An 18,123-nucleotide genomic window follows, 5' to 3' on the forward strand; every position below is an offset into this window, starting at 1 on the left:
GGCGACCGGCTGTCGCTGCCGGTGGTCGAGCCGGCTGACGCCCAAGTGAAGTTCAATCCGCTGGCCAACTGGGGCAAAGCCGAATTGGACGCATATATGTCCGAGCATGACTTGCCTGCCCACCCGCTGGTGTCCCAAGGCTTCCCGTCCATCGGCTGCTGGCCTTGCACCAAGCCGGTGGAGGAGGGCCAGGACGTCCGCGCCGGGCGCTGGGCTGGTCAGGACAAGACCGAATGCGGCATTCATGTCGCGCGGGCGCCAGGCGCCGTCGCCAATGTTGGCGGCGACATCTGACCGCTACATAATTTAAAGACGCATCATGACCGACGTAACCACCGTGGCTCCGGCCGTTTCCAAGGCGCGCGGCGCCTTCATGATCGAGACCGTGACCTGGGTTCAGCATTGGACCGACAGCCTGTTCTCGTTCCGCACGACGCGCGATCCGGGCCTGCGGTTCTCGTCCGGGCAGTTCGTGATGGTCGGGCTGGAAGTCGACGGCAAGCCGCTGGTGCGCGCCTATTCGATCGCCTCGCCGGCTTGGCACGACGAGCTGGAGTTCTATTCAATCAAGGTGGCCGACGGCCCGCTGACCTCGCGCCTGCAGAAGATCAAGGTCGGGGACCAAGTGCTGATCGGCAAGAAGCCGACGGGGACCCTGGTGCTGGACGGCCTGAAGCCCGGCAAGCGCCTCTATATGGTCGGCACCGGCACGGGCCTGGCGCCTTGGCTGTCGCTGGCTCGCGATCCTGACGTCTATGAGCGCTTCGACGAGGTGATCGTCACGCACACGGTGCGCAACGTCGCCGACCTGAACTATCGCGAACTGCTGGAAACCGAGCTGAACCACGACGAGATCCTGGGCGAGCTGATCGGCGGCAAGCTGCGCTACTATCCAACCGTGACCCGCGAGCCGTTCAAGACCCAGGGCCGTATCACTGACCTGATCACCTCGGGCAAGATCTTCGAGGACCTGGGCGTGCCGCCGCTGGATCCGGCCGTGGACCGCCTGATGCTCTGCGGCGGCCCCTCCGTGCTGGCCGACCTCAAGACCCTGCTGGTCGAGCGCGGCTATGAAGAAGGCTCGCTCGCCTCGCCAGGCGATTTCGTGCTGGAAAAGGCCTTCGTCGAGACCTGACGGACCAGGATCCTCCCTCCTTTTCTTCCCCCGCTACGCAGCGGAGGAACGGGCCGGCGTCATTCACTTCTCGACCAGCGCCAGCACGAACCGCGCGCGTGTCTCCACGTCGGCCAGGGGCAAGAGCACCGGCTCGTAGCCCAGCGCTCGATAGGTCTGCAGAATGGCCTCGTGCGTAACCAGGCACTCCTCGAACGTCTGCTTGCGCTCTGCATCCTGGACGTAGATTTCGGGCCAGGGCGGGGGCACGAACACGTGGGTGTTGTAGCGCCGCGTGCGCCAGGCCCCGACAAGCCAGGGCGGCGGCGTGAAGCCTGGACCGCCGGTGTCAGGGATGCCGCGGTCAAAGAACACCCGATCCTCCACATCGGCCATGGCGTCGAAGATGGCGATGTCCTCTCTCGCGGTACGCTCTCCATAGGCCTGGCTGTCGAGCCACGGGACGGCCACCCCGCCGGCGGCGACCTCTTCGCGGATCACGCGGCGGTGTGTCTCCTCGACGCAGCGCTCACCGCGCGCCCGTAGGTGTTGGAGCAGCGTGGTCTTGCCAACGCCGGGGCCGCCGGTGAGCAGGAAGAAGTTGGGTTTTGAGACGATCATCGCGATCCTCAAGCCAATAGGGTTCGCGCCGCCGCGGGAGTGCGACGACGTCGGAGCAGGCTTGGGGAAGGGGTGTGTTGGGCGCCCGCGCTTAGGCGGGGGGGCAGCCCTTGAACTCGCCCACTTTAGAAACCGTAAGTTTGGCGAGGTTCAGCGGCATCAGCGGCTTCATCGAGGACGAGCCATGGCCGGTGAAGAGATCGATCTTCTCGCCCTTGATCGCGCCGCCGACATCGGAGGCGTACCAGAGGCCGTCATGCCTGGAGCCATCGGGCATTGGCAGGCCGACGGTTTCCTTGATGAACAGCTTGGTGCGGCGAGGAATGAGCTTGGAGTCGATGGCGACGGTGCGCATCGCCACGACGCGGCAACCGAGCGAGTCCAGCGCGCCTACGCCCTTGGCGCCGGCATGGTAGAGGCTGGCCTTCAGGCGGAACTCAGGCGTCCCAGGAAGGGCCCCGGTGAGGGCCGAAACGATCAGATCCCCGACCGGGTCGGGAGCGGGCGCGGCTTGTGCGCTCGTAGACAGCCCCAACAAAATCGGGAGGGCGGCAAGGGCGGCGAGGCGACGTCTCATGACGGCAGCTCCTTCGTCGTTGATCTTGGCAGCGGCGGTCTAAGTACCCGGACTCCGAGGGGGGTTCAACCCTGCGTGAAGCATTCCTAATAGCGACATATGGACACCGCTGGTCGCCGACCCACCGATGTGGTTGTCTAACCCCTTACGCAGCAAGGGATGAGCGATGCGCATCTATGGGGATTCCATCTCCGGGAACTGCTTGAAGGTCAGGTGGGTCGCTGAATATCTGAGGCTCCCTTTCGACTGGGTCGAGACCGATATCCTTAAGGGTGAGTCGCGAACGGCGGAGTTCTTGGCGCTCAATCCGGCCGGTCAGGTGCCGATGGTTATCCTGGACGATGGGCGGCCGCTGGCCCAGTCCAACGCCATCATCCTGCATCTCGCCGAGCGCTCCGATCTCGTCCCGGCCGACGCCTATGATCGGGCGCGGATGCTGGAGTGGATGTTCTGGGAGCAGTACAGCCACGAGCCCTATGTCGCCGTGGCCCGCTTCCATGTGCGCTACGCCGGCAAGGCGGTGGCCGAGTTGGAGCCGCGTTTGGTGGAGCGTGGGAACGGCGCCCTTCAGCGGTTGGAGGATGGCCTGACGGCCTCGTCGTTCCTGGTGGGGGAGGCGGTCGGCCTCGCCGACGTGGCCTTGGTCGCCTACACCCGCGTGGCGCACGAAGGCGGCTTTGATCTTGGCCTCTATCCGAAGGTCGGCGCCTGGGTGAAGCGGGTGGAGGCCGCGCTCAAGATCGCTTAAAGCGGAGATCATGAAAGCTCCGCTGATCGCCGCCCTCGTCGTCGCTCTTGCTCCCGCCCAGGCGTTGGCTTGGGGGCCGATGGGCCACCGGATCGTCGGCGAAGCGGCGATGCAGAACCTGCCGAGCGAGATTCCGGCCTTCCTGCGCAATCCCGCCGCCGTGCGCGATGTTGGCGAGCTGTCGCGTGAGCCGGACCGCTCCAAGGGCGCGGGACGTATCCACGACCACAATCGCGACGCGGGTCACTTCGTGGACCTGGACGAGGACGGCAAGCTGTTGGGCGGACCGTCGTTCTTGCCGCTGCCGGCGACCCGCGCCGAGTATGAGAAGGGCTTGCAGGCGGCGGGCCTGGACAGCTGGAAGGCCGGCTATCTGCCCTATTCGATCATCGACCAGCACCAGCAGCTGACTAAGGACTTCGGCTACTGGCGCGCGGTCAAGGCCGCGGCGGCCCGTGAGAAGAACCCCCAGCGCCGCGCTTGGCTGAAGCGCGACCTGGAGCGGCGCGAGGCGCAAATTCTGCAAACCATCGGCTTTCTGTCGCACTTCGTCGGCGACGGTTCGCAGCCGCTGCACGTCACCGTCCATTACAACGGCTGGGGCGAGTTCCCGAACCCCAAGGGCTACACGACCGCCCGGGTCCACGGACCGTTCGAGGGCGAGTTCGTGTTCGAGAACGTCAAGGCCGCCGCCGTGAGGGCGCAGATGACGCCGCTCAAGCCTTACGACGGTCCGATCGAAAAGCGCACGGTCGACTATCTCATCTCGACCTTCACCGAAGTCGTGCCGTTCTACGAAATGGAAAAGGCCGGCGGCTTAGCGCCGCATGACCCGCGCGGGACCGCCTTCGCGACCCGGCAATTGGCGATCGGGGCCTCGGAACTCCGCGATATGATCGTCTCGGCCTGGCGTGGCGGCACCGACGCCACGGTGGGCTGGCCGGCGCTGCGGGTGCAGGACGTGCTGGACGGCAAGGACCCGTATGACAGCCTCTACGGCAAGGACTGATTGATGCGCGCGGTCCCACAGTTTGGAGAGCGTCGGGCCGACCGGACCTATGTGGACCGTCCAGCGGCGTTCGGCATCCTGGAGCGGGATGGGAAGATCGCCCTGGTCCACATCGTCAAGGCCGATGGGGCGTCCTGGCATGACCTGCCAGGCGGCGGGGTCGATGAGGGTGAAACGCCGGAGGAGGGCGTGGTGCGCGAGTTCGGCGAGGAGGCGGGGCTAAAGGTGTCCGTAAGGTCGTCGTTCGCCGTGGCAGACCAGTTTTTCCTCAACACCGACGGTGACGCCTGGAACAATCGCGGATCGTTCTTCGTCCTCGATCTCCTGTCAGAGCAGCCAGACCTCAAGGTCGAGGACGACCACACCCTCGTGTGGCTGGAGCCGGCGGCGGCTATCCGCACCCTGCGCCACGACTCCCATGCTTGGGCGGTGGCCGCCTGGACGCGGAACTAGGCGCTCTTCCTTGTCCGCGGAGCGGCGCGTGGCTTGGACTCTGACTTTGGTGAGGCTTTCGTCGAGGCGCGGCGAGGGGGCGGGCGGCCGTTTTCTTCCCGCAGCCGCGTGGATTGCTCGTCGAGCTTGCGCAGGATCGCCTCCAACTCCTTGTCGGCCAGGTTTTCGATTCCGATGAAGGAGTTGTGGCCGGTAGAGACGCGGATCAGCTCGTCCAACTTGGCGTGCAGGGCGTTGTTGTCACGGTTCTGGGTGTTCTGAATCAGGAACACCATCAGGAAGGTGATGATGGTGGTCGAGGTGTTGATCACCAACTGCCAAGTGTCGGAAAATCCGAAGATAGGTCCGGACACCGCCCACAGGACCACCAGCATCATACAGGCGACAAACACCAAGGGCCGACCGGTCCAGCGAGCGATCGCGGTCGCGAATTTCGTAAAGACCTCAGTGAACTTGCTCATGCCCGGGCTCCTCGCTGCATTGCGCGGCGCAGGCTGAACGGGTAGTCCCACGGCGAGTTCCGATCCAGGAGAGCGCATGTCCCAGGCCCAGATCATCGACGGCAAGACCATCGCCGAGCGCCTGCGCGCCGAGGTCGCCGCCGAGGTGGCGATCCTGAAGGCCGAGCACGGTCTGCAGCCCGGCTTGGCGGTCGTACTGGTCGGCGAGGACCCCGCCAGCCAGGTTTACGTGCGTTCCAAGGGCGAGCACTCCAACGCCGCGGGGATGCATTCGGTCACCCACCGGCTGCCGGCCGATGTGAGCCAGGCCGATCTGCTGGCCATGGTCGATCAGTTGAACCGCGACCCGGCGATCCACGGCGTTCTGGTGCAGTTGCCGCTGCCCAAGGGCCTGGACGAGAAGGCGGTGATCGAAGCGATCAATCCGGCCAAGGACGTCGATGGCCTGCACGTGGTCAACGCCGGACGCCTGGCCCAGGGGCTGCCCTCACTGGTGCCCTGCACGCCGCTCGGCTGCATGATCCTGCTGCGTGAAACCCTTGGCGACCTCAGCGGCAAGCGCGCGGTGGTGGTCGGCCGTTCGGTGTTGGTCGGCAAGCCCATCGCTCAACTGCTGCTGCAAGCCGACTGCACCGTCACCATCGCCCACTCGCGCACCCAGGACCTGCCCGCGGTTTGCCGCGAAGCTGACATCCTGGTCGCGGCCGTCGGCCGCCCGCAGATGATCAAGGCCGATTGGATCAAGCCCGGCGCCGCCGTCATCGATGTCGGGATCAACCGTGTGCCGTTCCGCGATCCGGTGAAGGCCGCGGCCGGCAAGACCAAGCTGGTCGGGGACGTGGCCTATAAGGAAGCCTCGGCGGTCGCGGGCTACATCACGCCCGTGCCGGGCGGCGTCGGCCTGATGACCGTAGCCTGCCTGCTCAAGAACACCGTCACCGCCGCCAAGCGGATCGCCGGTCTGGAAACCTGATCCGGTCCGGTCCGGTCCGGTCGGCGGCCCGCGGCCCTGAGCGGCGAGCACCCTTCCACCTGATCGGACACGCGAGGCCTGCATCGTCCTGCATGTCGCGGTGCGTCACTGCACCTTCACAGCCCTCAGTCTGCGCTAGGTTCCCGAGCAACACGGCGGCGTCCAACGGCGGCCGCCACGCAGCACGGCCGGCCCGTCTACGTAGTGACCCGGAGTTGGGGCCGCGGCGGAGCGGCTGATAGGGCTTGCCGCAAAAGGGAAACTGGAAATGCGCGAACTCTCTTCGGCGACCATCGGCATCGTCAAGGCCACGGCTCCGGCCCTAGTGCAGAACGGCGTGGCGATCACCACGGCGATGTACGAGCGGCTGTTTGTCGATGCGGAAATAAAGGCCTTGTTCGATCAGGCGGCCCAGCAATCTGGTGAGCAACCGCGCCGACTGGCGGCGGCGATCGTCGCTTTTGCGCAGAATGTCGACAACCTTCCAGTGCTGTCGGGCGCGATCGAGAAGATGGCGACGCGGCACGTTCAGACCCACGTTCGGCCCGAGCACTATCCCGCCGTGGCGAACGCGCTTCTGCCAGCTATTCGCGACGTTCTCGGCGCGGCGGCCACCGACGAGGTGCTCGCGGCCTGGGGCGAGGCCTATGGGTTCCTTGCCGACGTGCTCATCGCGCGTGAGGCGCAGATGTACGCCCTCGAGCCCGCCAACTGATTTCACTACACCTCGCGGCGGGCGGGGCCAGCAGAGCTCCGACCCGTCCTAACCTTAGGCCGGCGCCGCGCCGGTCTGGTTGGTCCAGACGATCAACTCGGCCAGGGCCTGGCTGACGGCCTGGTCGTAAGCCGAGACAATGGACGAAACCCGGTTGTCGCCGGCGCGGACCTTGGCCTCGATCAGGGTGGAACCGGCCAGGGTTCGGTCGGCGCGGACCAAGGCCACGCGCAGGGTGACGGCGATCTCGGGCGCTGCCTCGGTCCCTCGATCATAGACCGTCTCGAACCGCGTGACATCGACCCGCATGGAGTATTCGGCGCGTCCGATCTCGCCGCGCGACATCAGCCGCGCCGCGCCGGCGTTGGCGTCGAAGGCGCGGGTCATCGCCTCGGTGAACAGGGTCGAGGCCGGCGACACCCAGCGGGAGGCGGCGATATAGGCGACCTCAGCGCCATTCACGGTGAGCAGGCGGTCGCCCGCGGCGGACTGCACGAAGGAGCCGTTGGCTCGCACGATCCCGAAACGCGCGGAGGGGGCGGGCGCCGGTCCGGCGCTGACGGCTGTCGGCCCGTCGAAACGATAGAGCTGTGACGGCTCTGAATCGGGGAACAGCGAGATGCAGGCTGAGAGCGAAACGGCCACCGCCGTGAGGCTCAGGACGCGAAGGCTGCGTGCGAGGGCGGTCATGGCTTCACCTTGATTTCCTGGGCGGCCGGCTTGCCGACCAGGCCGCGGGGATTGGCTTGGACGTCGCGGATCAAAGCGTCGAGCGACTCGGCGGTCTCTTGCAGGGTTTCGACGGAGGAGGTCAGCTGCGGCAGGCCGTTGGTGGCGAAGTCGCTGGTTGGCCCCTCAAGACGGCCGATCATCGTGCGGATGTCCTTGGCGGCGCCTTGGGCTTCGTCCGATGCGGCGGCCAGATTGGCCAGGGTGCGCTTGCCGTCATTGTCGAGCAGATCGCGACCGGACTTGCTGAGCGCGGCGATCTCTTCCGCGGCGGCGTCGATGCTTTGTAGGGATTTCTGCGCATCGGCGATGATTGCCTTGCGCTCGCGCAGTTCGGCGGTGACCGCTTGGGCGTCGCTGATCGCCGCCCCTACCGTTTTGATGTTCTGATCCGACAACACCCGGTTGACGCGGTCGAGAGCCTCGACCGTGCGCGTCAGCACCGTTCCGCCGCCTTCGAGCAGATCCGAAAGGGCGCTGCGCTGGGTGCGGAGCTTGGGGATCTCGCCGGGCGGCACGGTATCTTTCAACAGGCGCTTCGACGGCGTGCCGGCGGTGATCTGGACATAGTTGACGCCGGTGATGCCTTGCGGTTCCAGGGTTGCAAAGGAATCGGAGCGGATTGGCACGTCGGAGGTGACCCGGGCGCGAGCGATCACTCGGTTCGGATCTGTGCCGTCGAGCTGGATCCGGGTGACCTCGCCGACCTTGATGCCGTTGAAATGCACTTCGCCGCCCTGGCTCAGTCCGCGAACCGGCCCCTGGAAGATAATGTCGTAGAGATCGTAGTCCTGGGCGAAGGTCAGCCGCGCCAGCCAGACCACGAAGATGATCAGGCCGGTGAACAGGAGCAGGGTCGAAAAGCCCACCAGGGCGTAGTTGGCGTCTTTTTCCATCAGGCTGCCGTCTCGGCTTTCTTGACTGCATCGGCGGCCGCGCGTCCGCGCGGGCCGAGGAAGTACTCTTTGATCCAGGGGTGTGTCGATCGCTCGAGTTCTTGAACAGGCGCGGTCTCGATCACCTTCTTGTCGGCGATCACCGCGACGCGATCGGTGATCGCATACAGCGTGTCGAGGTCATGGGTGATCATGAACACCGTCAGGTTCAGGCTGTCGGAGAGGTCCTTGATCAGGGTGTCGAAGGCCGCCGCGCCGATCGGGTCGAGGCCGGCTGTCGGCTCGTCGAGGAACAGCAGCTCCGGATCAAGAGCCAGGGCCCGGGCGAGGCCGGCCCGCTTGCGCATGCCGCCAGACAGCTCCGCGGGCTTCAGGTCGCCGGCGCCGGCGCGCAGACCGACAAGGGCGATCTTCAGGTCGGCCAGTTCTTCGATGGTCTTGCGCGACAGATTGGTGTGTTCGTACATCGGCGCGGAGACGTTCTGGCGGACGGTGAGGTTCGAGAACAGCGCGCCCTGCTGGAACAGAACCCCCCAACAGCGTTCGATCTCCGACCAGCGGCGCCGGCTGGCGTGCTGGATGTCCTGACCGAACACCTTGACCGTGCCGGCGTCGGGTCGCCGCAGGCCGATGATGCTGTTGAGCAGGACCGACTTGCCGGTCCCCGAACCGCCGACCACGCCCAGCACTTCGCCGCGCGTGACGGTGAGGTCCAGGCCTTCATGCACGACATGCGAGCCGAACTGCGACTTCAGGTCTCTCACCTCGATAGCCGGGCCGTCGGTGTCCAGGGGGTCTGCTTCGTCGTCTGACACTTAGATCCCCAACTGCATGTAGAGCAGGGCGAAGGCGGCATCGATCAGGATGATGGCGAAGATGGCGTGGACGACGGCCGACGTCACCCGCCGGCCCAGAGATTCCACGTCGCCGCCGACTTCCATGCCCTGGCGGCAGCCGATCCCGGCGATGACAATGGCCATCACCGGGGCCTTGGACATGCCGATCAGGAAGTGGGTCACCCCGACATTGTCGATGATCCGCTGGAGGAAGAAGTTGGGGCCAAGGCCCAGCACCGACCAGGTGATCAGCAGCCCGCCCGATAGGCCCGCCAGCGTGGCCACGAAGGTCAGCAGGGGGATGATGGTCAGCAGGGCGGCGAAGCGGGGGAAGACCAGGGCCTCGAACGGATCGACGCCCATGACCTTCATGGCGTCGATTTCCTGGTTCATCTTCATCGAACCGATCTCGGCGGCGAAGGCAGAGGCCGAGCGGCCGGCCAGCAAGATCGCGGTGATGAGGATATTGAATTCGCGCAGGACAGCGATGCCGATCAGTTCGACGGCGAAGACCTCGGCTCCGAACTGGCGAAGCATGTTGGCGCCCAGCAGGCCGACCACCGCGCCGATGAAGAACGAGGTGACGGCGACGATCGGAATGGCGTCAAGCCCGGCCCGCTCGGCCAGGGAGACGCAGGCCGCCCAGCGGATGCGCTTCGGATTGGCCATGACCCGGCCCACGACCACCAGCAGGTGGCCAGTGAAGACCATGGTCTCGAAAAACTCACGGCCCAGGTCGAACACGCCTCGGCCGATCCGCACGAGAAACTGATAGAAGCCGCGAGGCTCGGGGCGCTTGGCCGGCTTTTCAGCGGCGGCTTCGCCAACCAACTCCAACAGCCGAACCGTCTCGGGACGGGCCTGGATGGCATCGCTGGGCAGCACGTCGCGCAGGGCGCGGATCAGGGCGAATGCGCCGGCGGTGTCCAACCGACCAACCGGGGTCATGTCGACGCCCTTCAGGCTGTCGCTCTCGACGGCGGCGGCCAGCCGTTGGGCGGCGTCGCCGGTGGATGTCGCCGTCCAGTCGCCAGAAAGCACGGCCTTGCGGCCGTCATCGGCGTCCATCAAGCTAAAGTCGGCGGGTCGTTCCATCGGCTCGCGTCGTAGCCTCAAAAAAGAACGTTTCCGTGAATCGAAACGCTTCGAGGCTCAACCTAGCAGAGCCGTCACGAGACGAGGAACGCCATATGGCCCAGGTTGTTCCGAGATTCCGCAATGCAACGTAGGTTCTCGCGACAAGGTGATCTGTGGCCGGAGCGCTACGCCTATCTTTTGCCCAAGTGAGCCGGCTAACAGGGGCGCGGGAACGGCAGAGCCGGGCCCGGAACATATTTTGCCTCAGGTCGGGAGCGTGCGTTGGCCCGTCAGATCGAATTCGCCGGGAAATCTGGCAACCGCTATCGTTACACCGCCCTCGATGAGGATCGTGTTCTTCCGCCTGCCGGCGCGAACTATATCATCTACAAGCCAGGCTCTCAGGGCGCCGATATCCTGTTCGCCGGCGAGACCGACAGTTTGGCGCGCATCGAGTGGCGCGACCAACTGGCCAAGGCCAAGGATGTCTATGGCGACGACGCCGATGTGCTGACCCGTTTGAACGTCCGCAGCGCGGTGCGCCTGGCTGAGCAGGACGATCTCATCGAGGAACATCGCCCCCCGATGAACGCCGAGGCGCGGACCTAGCGCTAGAGCGCTCGCGCGGGCATCTTGCGGCCGATCCCTGAAGGAACGGCCGACCAGATTGTCCCACCACCTCATTGTCATTCTCGGCGCGGCCGTGCGTCCTGACGGTCTTGCAAGCGCGGCGCTGCGTCGGCGCATCGAGGGGGGCCTGCGCCTGGCGCTGGCTCACCCCGACGCGATGGTCTTCTGCTCCGGCGGGGTAGGGCGTTATGGCCCGTCCGAAGCCTCGATCATGGCCGAACGACTCACCTCGTGTGGCGTGTCTCGCGAGCGGCTGATCCTCGACGAACAAAGCCTCGACACCCTGCAGACGGTGGTCGCCGCCACGCGCGAGATCGGCCGGCGACGGCTGGCCGGAGCGATCGTCTGCACCGACAGCTATCATACGCCGAGGACGCGGCTGATCTTCGCGGCCTTGGGCGTGCCCAGTCTTGACGGGTCGGTGAAGGCCGGGCCACGCCAGATGGGCTGGCCGGCCTGGTGGAGGATGCGGCTGCGCGAAGTCCCAGCCATTCCGTATGACTGGGTGTTGGCGCTCACCAAGCGCCGCGGCCTCCGCGATCAGATCGGATCTACGCTGTAGTAGCGTTCGGTCTGTTCGCTCCAGGCATAGGCCGTGTCGTTGAGCTGATCGCGATCATAGGCCGGGCCGCCCTTCAGCTTATCTTTTGTAATATCAGCTAGATATCCGCTGGTCTTCTCATCGAATTTCAGGGCGCGCCAGGGAACGGGGTAGTACTTTCCGGCCGCCTTCAGCAAGCCGCCGAGTTCCACGATGACAAACCGCGCATGGCCGGTGTCGCGTTCCAAGAACACCTCGCGAATTGTCCCAAGCTTGCGGCCCGAGGTGTCCTTCAAGGCGGTCCCCAGCAGGTTGGCGCTGCGGATCATCAGGCTGTCTGGATTCATGGATTTTCTCCCGCTCCGGGTTTGAACGCCCAGCTCTACCATTCGATCCTCATAGGCGCAGAAGTTGCGCCGTGGCGGGAAATTCTCAGCCGTGTGTCGGAACGGGCGTTCGTCAAACATCCTCTGGTCGGAATTCCCGTGGTTCGACGAAAGCCGGAGACACTATCCGCTATGGCGACGCCGGGACCTGGGCCGAGGGGCGGGGTGATGAGCGCTTCCGCCGATGGCGGCATGCCTGGCCAGTGCGGCTGGCTAAGGGACAAGTACGGCCTCGCGTGGCAGGTCGTGCCGTCGGAGCTAGGCGCCCTGATCTAGCCAAGGCCAATCGGGCCATGACGGCGATGCTGCGGATGACCAAGATCGATCTTGGCGAACCGCGGCAGGCGCACGCCGGCTAGCCGCTGTTGCGCAGTCCCGCGGCGATGCCGTTGATGGTCAGGTGGATGCCTTCACGCACCGCTTCATCGGTGTCGCCGGCCCGCCGCCGGCGGATCAGTTCGATCTGCAGGTGATTCAACGGGTCGATATAGGGCAGGCGGGTACGCAGAGCCTCGGCCAGTTCGGTGTGCCGATCTAACAGGGCGCTTTGTCCACTGATCGCCAGGAGGGCGTTCGCGGTCTTGTCCCACTCAGCGCTGATGCGGCCGAAGATCGAGGCCGCGAGCGACTTGTCCTCCACCAGGTCGGCGTAGCGGCGCGCGATGTTTATGTCGGCCTTGGCCAGCACCATCTCCATGTTGGCCAAGGTGGTGGCGAAGAACGGCCAGGACTCGTGCAACTCGTTGAGTTCGGCGAGGGAGACGCCGGACTTCTCGACCGCCGAGCCGAAGCCGTACCAGCCGGGCAGCATGGTTCGCGACTGCGACCAGGAGAACACCCAGGGAATGGCTCGTAGTCCCTCGATGCTGCGGGTCGGTTGGCGAGAGGCGGGCCGACTGCCGATGTTCAGTTCGACGATCTCGGTCAAGGGCGTCGAGGCATAGAAGTAGTCCACGAAGCCGGGCGTCTCGTAGACGAGGTTGCGATAGCCCTCCATCGAGGCCTGGGACAAACGCGAGAGCGTCGGGCCATGGCGCTTGGCCAGTTCGTGGTCGGCGGACTTGCCAAGCGAGGCGAGCACCACGCCGGCGGTGATGGTCTCCAGGCTTTGCCGGGCCAGCAGCGGGTCGGCGTACTTGTTGGCGACCACTTCGCCCTGTTCGGTGATGCGGATGCGGCCGCGCACGGTGCCTTCGGGCTGGGCGAGCAGGGCCTCGTAGCTGGAGCCGCCGCCGCGGCCGACGGTGCCGCCGCGGCCGTGGAACAGCTGCAGCCGTAGCCCAGCCTCGTCGGTGACCTTGAGCAGGGCGGTCGAGGCCTGGTGCAACTCCCAGGTCGAGGTGAGGTAGCTGCCGTCCTTGTTGCTGTCAGAGTAGCCGATCATCACCTCCTGCAGCCGGCCCTCGGCCAGCAGGCGTCTGATCAGCGGCAGATCGAGATAGGCGCCCATGGTCTGGGGCGCGGCGCGCAGGTCGGGGATGGTCTCGAACAGCGGCTCGGCGAACACCTCGGTGGTGGGTGTCTCGCCTGGATGGAAGAGGCCGACCTCCTTGAGCAGGATGTAGACCTCGAGCAGATCGGAGACCGAGGTGGTGTTGGAGACGATATAGGCTCGGATCGCCTCGGCGCCGTAGCGACGACGAGACTCCGCCGCCGCGCTCAGCACCGCGTATTCGCGCCGCGTCTCCTCGCCGTATTCGGCATAGGGCGAATAGAGCAGCCGGCCGTGGGCCAGTTCCGATAGCAGCAGCTCGCAGCGCGCCGCTTCGTCCAGAGCCTCGTAGTCGGCGCAGACACCGGCGATGGCCATCAGCTCGGCGATGGTGCGGGCGTGGACCGCCGAGTTCTGGCGCAGGTCGAGCGTCGCCAGGTGGAAGCCGAAGATGTCGACGGCGCGGATCAGGTCGGGCAGGGGGCCGGCGGCGAAGATCTCGCCCTGGCTCTCGATCAGGGCGTCGAGGATGACCTGGAGGTCGGCCTTCAAGGCCTTGGCGTCGGGATAGGGCTCGGCGATCAGGGTGGCGGGCCGGGGCGGGGCCTCGCCGGTCAGCAAAGGATATGTGGCCGCCAGCCGGGCGTAGATCCCGCGGAGGGCTCGGCGGTAGGGCTCGTCCAGCCGATGGGGCGAGGCGTCCCCGGAGCGGTCGGCCAGGGCCTTCAGCGCTGGCGTCACCTCAGCCAACTCGCTGGAGATCGACAGTTCGGCGCCCAGGGCGTGTATGCGTTCCAGATAGGCCTGGAGCGCGGCCTGGGACTGGCGGGCGAAGGCTTGGCGCTGGACGGCGTCGGTGACGAACGGGTTGCCGTCGCGGTCGCCGCCGACCCACGAGCCGATCCGCAGGAAGCTCGGCAGCTCGGTCTGAAGCTGTCGGCCCCAATGGGCGTAGAGCCGGGGGAGTTCGGACAGGAAGCTGCGCTCGAAATAGGAGACGGCGGTCTCGATCTCGTCGACGACGCCCAGGCGCACGCCGCGTAACAGCCGGGTGCGCCAGAAGATCGCCACCTCGCGCAGCAACTGGGTCTCCAGCGTCTGGCGCGCGGCGTCGGTCGGCGCCTTTTCCCAGGCCGCGAAGGCCGTGGCGATGGCGCCGGCGCGGTCGAGCACGCTCTTGCGGCGAACCTCGGTCGGGTGGGCGGTGATCACTGGCTCGATCAGGCCGCGGGCCAGCAGCTTCGCCACCGCCTCGGGGCCGACGCCGTCGGCCGCCAGGGCGCGCAGGCTGCCGGCCAGCGTGTCGGCGCGGGCGTCGCCGTCCTGCATCTTGTCGCGCTGGATGCTGTCTTCAGCGATGTTGGTGATCTGCAGGAAGCAGGCGAACGAGTGAGCGAAGCGCACGGTTTCGTGCAGGTCGAGGCTGCGCAGCCGCTCTTCCAACAGGGCGGCGTTGGCCGCGCCGCCCTCACGGTGGAAGGCCACCGAGGTCTGGCGGATGTCCTCGATGCGGTTGAACAGTCCCTCGCCGTCCTGGGACTTGATGACGTCGCCCAGCACCCTGCCGAGGAAACGCACCTTGGCGCGGAGTTCCGAGGGCGCTGACTTCACAACTCGATCTGGCACTGGTGGGTCCGCCTAGCTTGCCGGGTACCGGCGTTTTCTACAGCCCCACGGGCGCGCCGTCGCCCATGACCTTTGTCGTCTCGAGGGCTTGAACGCCCAGGGCGTTGGCGCGGGCGATGTCGCCGAGCGCGACGGCCGAGGGCTTGATCCGTCGCTGCTGCGTGGTCCGGTCAACGCCGATCAGCCCGAACTTCGGACCATAACCCGCCGCCCATTCGTAGTTGTCGAGCAGCGACCAATAGAAGTAACCGCGAACGTCCACGCCTTCGGCGATCGCGCCATGCAGTTCGCTCAGGGCCTCCTGGACGAAGGCCCCGCGACGAGCATCGTCCTCGCCGGCCCAACCGTTCTCTGTCACCAGGATCGGCGTGTGGGTGCGTTCCCAGACGAAGCGGCAGGTGGCGGCCAGGGCCTGGGGTCGGTCCTCATAGCCCATCACCGTGCGCGGATGACCGTCTTCGGGGCCAGAGCTGCCGTCGCGCTTGGAGACTACGCGCGAATAGGTCTGCACGCCGATGAAGTCGTCGCCTTTCACGGCGTCCAGGCAGACCCCGTAGAAGTCGTCGCGCCGTTGGTCGCGCAGCGCCTCGGCGCCGGGCTCGGCCTGCTCGTCCTGGACGGCGAAGGTGACGCCGACCTGGATTTCCGGCCGGACGGACTTGATCGCGTCGCGGCCCTTGGCGTGGGCGGTGAGGCCCTGGTTCAGGATGACGTCACGCGGGGTGTAGAGGAAGAAGCTGTCGATGGGACCGTGCAACACCGCCTCGGCCGCCGCGATGCGGGCCAGGGCTCTCTCCGAAGTCATCCGCGCCATCAGCGGCTCGCGGATGAACAGGGGCAGGTTCAACTCGTTGATGGTGCAGGCGGTGTCGAAGCCGCGCAAGCGGCGCGTCGCGTGCTCGCAGAAGCGGGCGAAGCGGTCCGGGAAGGCTGGGTTGGTCATGCCCCCTTGGCGGGCCAGCCACAGCGGCAAGGTGAAGTGGTGGTAGGTCAAGACCGGCGCGAGGCCTCGGCTCAGACAGGCGTCGATGCAGCGTTGATAGTGGTCGAGGGCGGCTTGGGAAAAGACCCCGTCCGCAGGCTCGATCCGCGCCCATTCGATTGAGAACCGGTAGGCTTGAAGCCCCAGCCCCGCGAGGATCGCCATGTCGTCGCCGAAGCGGTGGTACTGGTCGACGGCGTCTCCCGAGGGTTCGCGAAACAGGGACGGCGAAGCGTGTTCCAGCGCCCAGCAGTCGGAATTGACGTTGCCGCCCTCTACCTGATGGGCGGCGGTGGCCGCGCCCCAGACGAACCCCCTGGGAAAGCTTTTCGCGCCGTCAATCATTCCGCCCACTCCGTTTGTGGGCGGGAGAATGCGCACAGGCTTCGGCGGCGTCTAGGAGGTGGTTCCATTCCCAGCTCGTCATGCCCGGGCTCTTGTCCCGGGCATCCATACGCACCGATGGTTCAGAGCGATTGGCGGTCACGGAGTCTATGGATGGCCGGCTCCAGAGGCCGGCCATGACGAGCCGGTGGGGAGGGGGCGTTCCTTAGGCGGCGACAAAGGATGGGAACGGCTCGCGCCAGGCGGGCAGGGCGTTGAGGCGCTCATGCCACCGTTGCAGCTCGGGAAAATCGCCAACGGGGATCTTGGCGTCCTGGGCGTAGGGCAGGGACACAGCCAGGGCGAAGTCGGCGACTGTCAGTCCGTCGCCGACCACATATTGGCGGCCCTTCAGGTGCGAGTTCAGAACCTCGGCGAACTTCCGGAAATTGCCGGTCGCTTCCTCGACGGCGGCGGGATCTGGCGGACCGATGTCGAACTTGGCCTTTATCAGGTGCTCGAAATAGAGCGTCCCAGCGTAGTGGGTAAAATGAGTCAGATCCCAACTCAGCCATCGCAGGACCTCGATCTGTCGGCCGTCCTGCGGCCAAAGGTCGGAGCCGGCCTTTTGGGCCAGATAGGCCATGATGGCGTTCGATTCCCACACGACGTGATCGTCGTCGGCGAGGACGGGAACCTTGCCGTTGGGGTTGAGAGCCAGGAACGCCGGGCTCTGCTGCTCACCCTTGCCCAGGTCGATGTGCACGTACTCGATGGGCGCGTTCAAATGGCGGGCGACGGCGCAGGCCTTCCGGGGATTCAGGACCTCGGAATAGTAGAGTTTCATCACGATATCCTTCTCCTTGGGGCGTCAGGCGAGTAGGCGCTCCAGCTTGTCGAGAGACTCGGTCCACCCGCCGTTGTGGCTGTCGCGGGTGGGTTCATCGAAGAACTGTTCGTGCAGCAGGGTAAGCTCGACGCCCTCGCCGACAGGGTGGAAGGAGACGGTCACCAGGCTCTCCCGCTCAGGCATGCTGACCCAGGCCCAGCTGAAGACCAGCTTCCGCTCCGGCTCGACCTCGCGATAGACGCCGCTGACGTCGTGGATCTCGCCGCTTTCGATCTCGCGCATGACCACCCGGAACTTGCCGCCGACCCGGACATCGGTCTCGGCGCTGACGATGTGGGTGTGGTGGGGGCCAAACCATTGGGCCATGATCTTGGGATCTGTCCAGGCGGCGTAGACGCTGGCGGGCGTGGCCTTCAGCTGGCGGACGAGGGTGAGGCTCGGCTTGGTGGCGAGCGCGGTCATGGCTTTGGCTCCACGAGATCGGCGAGGCGGTCGAGGCTTTGCGTCCAGAAGCGTTGGTGGCGGTCCAGCCACTCCATCGCCGCCTTCATCGGCTCGGCGTTGAGTTGGCAATCGACCGTGCGGCCGGTCTTGCGGCGGGTCACCAGGCCAGCGTCGATCAGCACGTCCAGGTGCTTCATCACCGCGGGCAACGACATCGGCAACGGGCGGGCGAGATCGCTGACGGACAGAGTCGGCTCGGCCACCAGGCGCGCGATCAGGGCGCGCCGGGTCGGATCGGACAGGGCCGCGAAGGTGCGGTCGAGCGTATCGGGTTCAAACTTAACCATTAAGTTAAGTGTTGATCCGATGACGCTGGTTGTCAATCGGCAGGTCGCTGGCGGCCCGCTCGGTTTTTCACTTATCAATGATTACTTGGCGGAGCTTCGGCGGCGTAGCATGATGCCGAACAACTGTTTGACGGGCGATCCGGCGAAGTTCGGAGCCCAGGCGAGGAATACCTAGTGGCGGTCGAGCACTTTGACGTCCTGATCGTAGGCGCTGGCCTCTCAGGCATTGGCGCGGGCTACCACCTGCAGGCCAATTCGCCGGACAGGACCTATGCGATCCTCGAAGGCCGCGGGGCCATCGGCGGCACCTGGGACCTGTTTCGCTACCCGGGCATCCGCTCGGACAGCGACA

24 protein-coding genes are annotated in these 18,123 nt (G+C 66.0%); 11 read left to right on the forward strand and 13 right to left on the reverse strand.

Going from position 1 to position 18,123, the window contains the following annotated elements:
* Positions 1–294 (forward strand): phosphoadenosine phosphosulfate reductase family protein (locus Q7T84_RS15285; RefSeq protein WP_304810496.1); only part of this gene is annotated, 294 nt, incomplete at its 5' end.
* Between the two features lie 25 nt (positions 295–319).
* Complete coding sequence (locus tag Q7T84_RS15290; RefSeq protein ID WP_304810498.1) at positions 320–1,135, forward strand: ferredoxin--NADP reductase; 816 nt, start codon at positions 320–322, stop codon at positions 1,133–1,135.
* 63 nt (positions 1,136–1,198) lie between these two features.
* On the opposite strand, the gene Q7T84_RS15295 is transcribed toward Q7T84_RS15290, so the two are convergent.
* Both Q7T84_RS15295 and Q7T84_RS15300 read right to left on the reverse strand, forming a co-directional pair.
* On the reverse strand, positions 1,199–1,735 hold the full coding sequence (locus Q7T84_RS15295; RefSeq protein ID WP_304810500.1) for an AAA family ATPase: 537 nt from the start codon (positions 1,733–1,735) through the stop codon (positions 1,199–1,201).
* A 91-nt stretch (positions 1,736–1,826) separates the two neighbouring features.
* Positions 1,827–2,312: a 3D domain-containing protein gene (locus Q7T84_RS15300; protein WP_304810502.1), complete on the reverse strand. Its 486-nt coding sequence runs from the start codon at positions 2,310–2,312 to the stop codon at positions 1,827–1,829.
* A gap of 166 nt (positions 2,313–2,478) precedes the next feature.
* Here Q7T84_RS15300 and Q7T84_RS15305 point away from each other — a divergent pair, with 166 nt between their 5' ends.
* The 3 genes from Q7T84_RS15305 to Q7T84_RS15315 are packed head-to-tail and all read left to right on the forward strand — an operon-like array spanning position 2,479 to position 4,522.
* Positions 2,479–3,060, forward strand: a complete 582-nt coding sequence (locus Q7T84_RS15305; RefSeq protein ID WP_304810505.1) for a glutathione S-transferase family protein — start codon at positions 2,479–2,481, stop codon at positions 3,058–3,060.
* A 10-nt stretch (positions 3,061–3,070) separates the two neighbouring features.
* Positions 3,071–4,069: a S1/P1 Nuclease gene (locus Q7T84_RS15310; RefSeq protein ID WP_304810507.1), complete on the forward strand. Its 999-nt coding sequence runs from the start codon at positions 3,071–3,073 to the stop codon at positions 4,067–4,069.
* Positions 4,070–4,072: 3 nt separating this feature from the next.
* The gene (locus tag Q7T84_RS15315; protein WP_304810509.1) at positions 4,073–4,522 is read left to right on the forward strand and encodes an NUDIX domain-containing protein; all 450 of its coding nucleotides are present in this window, start codon (positions 4,073–4,075) and stop codon (positions 4,520–4,522) included.
* On the opposite strand, the gene Q7T84_RS15320 is transcribed toward Q7T84_RS15315, so the two are convergent.
* The gene (locus Q7T84_RS15320; RefSeq protein ID WP_304810511.1) at positions 4,519–4,983 is read right to left on the reverse strand and encodes a low affinity iron permease family protein; all 465 of its coding nucleotides are present in this window, start codon (positions 4,981–4,983) and stop codon (positions 4,519–4,521) included. The genes Q7T84_RS15315 and Q7T84_RS15320 overlap by 4 nt on opposite strands.
* Before the next feature lie 76 nt (positions 4,984–5,059).
* Between Q7T84_RS15320 and folD the strand changes: the two genes are divergently transcribed.
* Positions 5,060–5,956, forward strand: a complete 897-nt coding sequence (gene folD, locus Q7T84_RS15325) for a bifunctional methylenetetrahydrofolate dehydrogenase/methenyltetrahydrofolate cyclohydrolase FolD (RefSeq protein ID WP_304810513.1) — start codon at positions 5,060–5,062, stop codon at positions 5,954–5,956.
* A gap of 268 nt (positions 5,957–6,224) precedes the next feature.
* The gene (locus Q7T84_RS15330) at positions 6,225–6,671 is read left to right on the forward strand and encodes a globin domain-containing protein (protein ID WP_304810515.1); all 447 of its coding nucleotides are present in this window, start codon (positions 6,225–6,227) and stop codon (positions 6,669–6,671) included.
* Positions 6,672–6,725: 54 nt separating this feature from the next.
* Here Q7T84_RS15330 and Q7T84_RS15335 read toward each other — a convergent pair whose 3' ends face one another.
* The 4 genes from Q7T84_RS15335 to Q7T84_RS15350 are packed head-to-tail and all read right to left on the reverse strand — an operon-like array spanning position 6,726 to position 10,227.
* The gene (locus Q7T84_RS15335) at positions 6,726–7,361 is read right to left on the reverse strand and encodes an ABC-type transport auxiliary lipoprotein family protein (protein WP_304810517.1); all 636 of its coding nucleotides are present in this window, start codon (positions 7,359–7,361) and stop codon (positions 6,726–6,728) included.
* Complete coding sequence (locus Q7T84_RS15340; protein ID WP_304810519.1) at positions 7,358–8,296, reverse strand: MlaD family protein; 939 nt, start codon at positions 8,294–8,296, stop codon at positions 7,358–7,360. The genes Q7T84_RS15335 and Q7T84_RS15340 overlap by 4 nt, the downstream gene beginning before the upstream one ends.
* Entirely contained in the window at positions 8,296–9,111 is an 816-nt protein-coding gene (locus tag Q7T84_RS15345; protein ID WP_304810521.1) for an ABC transporter ATP-binding protein, read from the reverse strand. Before Q7T84_RS15345 ends, Q7T84_RS15340 begins: the two co-directional genes overlap by 1 nt.
* Positions 9,112–10,227 carry an ABC transporter permease gene (locus Q7T84_RS15350; protein WP_304810523.1) on the reverse strand — a complete coding sequence of 372 codons (1,116 nt, stop codon included), beginning with the start codon at positions 10,225–10,227 and terminating at the stop codon, positions 9,112–9,114.
* Positions 10,228–10,491: 264 nt separating this feature from the next.
* On the opposite strand from Q7T84_RS15350, the gene Q7T84_RS15355 reads away from it, so the two are divergent.
* Both Q7T84_RS15355 and Q7T84_RS15360 read left to right on the forward strand, forming a co-directional pair.
* The gene (locus Q7T84_RS15355; protein WP_304810525.1) at positions 10,492–10,818 is read left to right on the forward strand and encodes a hypothetical protein; all 327 of its coding nucleotides are present in this window, start codon (positions 10,492–10,494) and stop codon (positions 10,816–10,818) included.
* Between the two features lie 58 nt (positions 10,819–10,876).
* Positions 10,877–11,401: a YdcF family protein gene (locus Q7T84_RS15360; RefSeq protein WP_304810527.1), complete on the forward strand. Its 525-nt coding sequence runs from the start codon at positions 10,877–10,879 to the stop codon at positions 11,399–11,401.
* On the opposite strand, the gene Q7T84_RS15365 is transcribed toward Q7T84_RS15360, so the two are convergent.
* Positions 11,380–11,727: a PRC-barrel domain-containing protein gene (locus Q7T84_RS15365; RefSeq protein WP_304810529.1), complete on the reverse strand. Its 348-nt coding sequence runs from the start codon at positions 11,725–11,727 to the stop codon at positions 11,380–11,382. The two genes, Q7T84_RS15360 and Q7T84_RS15365, sit on opposite strands and share 22 nt — an antisense overlap.
* Positions 11,728–11,934: 207 nt before the next feature.
* Between Q7T84_RS15365 and Q7T84_RS15370 the strand changes: the two genes are divergently transcribed.
* On the forward strand, positions 11,935–12,042 hold the full coding sequence (locus Q7T84_RS15370) for a VOC family protein (RefSeq protein ID WP_304810531.1): 108 nt from the start codon (positions 11,935–11,937) through the stop codon (positions 12,040–12,042).
* A 79-nt stretch (positions 12,043–12,121) separates the two neighbouring features.
* Here Q7T84_RS15370 and ppc read toward each other — a convergent pair whose 3' ends face one another.
* The 5 genes from ppc to Q7T84_RS15395 form a co-directional block, all read right to left on the reverse strand.
* Complete coding sequence (gene ppc, locus Q7T84_RS15375; RefSeq protein WP_304810533.1) at positions 12,122–14,824, reverse strand: phosphoenolpyruvate carboxylase; 2,703 nt, start codon at positions 14,822–14,824, stop codon at positions 12,122–12,124.
* A gap of 37 nt (positions 14,825–14,861) precedes the next feature.
* Complete coding sequence (locus Q7T84_RS15380) at positions 14,862–16,151, reverse strand: glycoside hydrolase family 1 protein (protein WP_304810535.1); 1,290 nt, start codon at positions 16,149–16,151, stop codon at positions 14,862–14,864.
* Between the two features lie 205 nt (positions 16,152–16,356).
* Entirely contained in the window at positions 16,357–16,977 is a 621-nt protein-coding gene (locus tag Q7T84_RS15385) for a glutathione S-transferase family protein (protein ID WP_304810537.1), read from the reverse strand.
* 24 nt (positions 16,978–17,001) lie between these two features.
* On the reverse strand, positions 17,002–17,442 hold the full coding sequence (locus Q7T84_RS15390; protein ID WP_304810539.1) for an SRPBCC domain-containing protein: 441 nt from the start codon (positions 17,440–17,442) through the stop codon (positions 17,002–17,004).
* Positions 17,439–17,771 (reverse strand): helix-turn-helix transcriptional regulator, encoded by a 333-nt coding sequence (locus tag Q7T84_RS15395; RefSeq protein WP_304810541.1) that lies wholly within the window; start codon positions 17,769–17,771, stop codon positions 17,439–17,441. The genes Q7T84_RS15390 and Q7T84_RS15395 overlap by 4 nt, the downstream gene beginning before the upstream one ends.
* A gap of 174 nt (positions 17,772–17,945) precedes the next feature.
* On the opposite strand from Q7T84_RS15395, the gene Q7T84_RS15400 reads away from it, so the two are divergent.
* Positions 17,946–18,123: NAD(P)-binding protein (locus Q7T84_RS15400; protein WP_304810543.1), on the forward strand; the 178-nt coding region annotated here is incomplete at its 3' end.

This window comes from Phenylobacterium sp. (assembly GCF_030654915.1).
Classification (GTDB): Bacteria; Pseudomonadota; Alphaproteobacteria; order Caulobacterales; family Caulobacteraceae; genus Phenylobacterium.

Bases quoted from the DNA above. Each gene is read 5' to 3' on its own strand.
- Q7T84_RS15385 (WP_304810537.1), bottom strand. From the start codon at position 16,977: ATGAAACTCTACTATTCCGAGGTCCTGAATCCCCGGAAGGCCTGCGCC.
- Q7T84_RS15330 (WP_304810515.1), top strand. From the start codon at position 6,225: ATGCGCGAACTCTCTTCGGCGACCATCGGCATCGTCAAGGCCACGGCT.
- Q7T84_RS15370 (WP_304810531.1), top strand. From the start codon at position 11,935: ATGAGCGCTTCCGCCGATGGCGGCATGCCTGGCCAGTGCGGCTGGCTA.
- Q7T84_RS15290 (WP_304810498.1), top strand. From the start codon at position 320: ATGACCGACGTAACCACCGTGGCTCCGGCCGTTTCCAAGGCGCGCGGC.
- Q7T84_RS15305 (WP_304810505.1), top strand. From the start codon at position 2,479: ATGCGCATCTATGGGGATTCCATCTCCGGGAACTGCTTGAAGGTCAGG.
- Q7T84_RS15295 (WP_304810500.1), bottom strand. From the start codon at position 1,735: ATGATCGTCTCAAAACCCAACTTCTTCCTGCTCACCGGCGGCCCCGGC.
- Q7T84_RS15315 (WP_304810509.1), top strand. From the start codon at position 4,073: ATGCGCGCGGTCCCACAGTTTGGAGAGCGTCGGGCCGACCGGACCTAT.
- Q7T84_RS15390 (WP_304810539.1), bottom strand. From the start codon at position 17,442: ATGACCGCGCTCGCCACCAAGCCGAGCCTCACCCTCGTCCGCCAGCTG.
- Q7T84_RS15350 (WP_304810523.1), bottom strand. From the start codon at position 10,227: ATGGAACGACCCGCCGACTTTAGCTTGATGGACGCCGATGACGGCCGC.
- Q7T84_RS15320 (WP_304810511.1), bottom strand. From the start codon at position 4,983: ATGAGCAAGTTCACTGAGGTCTTTACGAAATTCGCGACCGCGATCGCT.
- folD (WP_304810513.1), top strand. From the start codon at position 5,060: ATGTCCCAGGCCCAGATCATCGACGGCAAGACCATCGCCGAGCGCCTG.
- Q7T84_RS15380 (WP_304810535.1), bottom strand. From the start codon at position 16,151: ATGATTGACGGCGCGAAAAGCTTTCCCAGGGGGTTCGTCTGGGGCGCG.
- Q7T84_RS15300 (WP_304810502.1), bottom strand. From the start codon at position 2,312: ATGAGACGTCGCCTCGCCGCCCTTGCCGCCCTCCCGATTTTGTTGGGG.
- Q7T84_RS15365 (WP_304810529.1), bottom strand. From the start codon at position 11,727: ATGAATCCAGACAGCCTGATGATCCGCAGCGCCAACCTGCTGGGGACC.
- Q7T84_RS15335 (WP_304810517.1), bottom strand. From the start codon at position 7,361: ATGACCGCCCTCGCACGCAGCCTTCGCGTCCTGAGCCTCACGGCGGTG.
- Q7T84_RS15340 (WP_304810519.1), bottom strand. From the start codon at position 8,296: ATGGAAAAAGACGCCAACTACGCCCTGGTGGGCTTTTCGACCCTGCTC.
- Q7T84_RS15310 (WP_304810507.1), top strand. From the start codon at position 3,071: ATGAAAGCTCCGCTGATCGCCGCCCTCGTCGTCGCTCTTGCTCCCGCC.
- Q7T84_RS15395 (WP_304810541.1), bottom strand. From the start codon at position 17,771: ATGGTTAAGTTTGAACCCGATACGCTCGACCGCACCTTCGCGGCCCTG.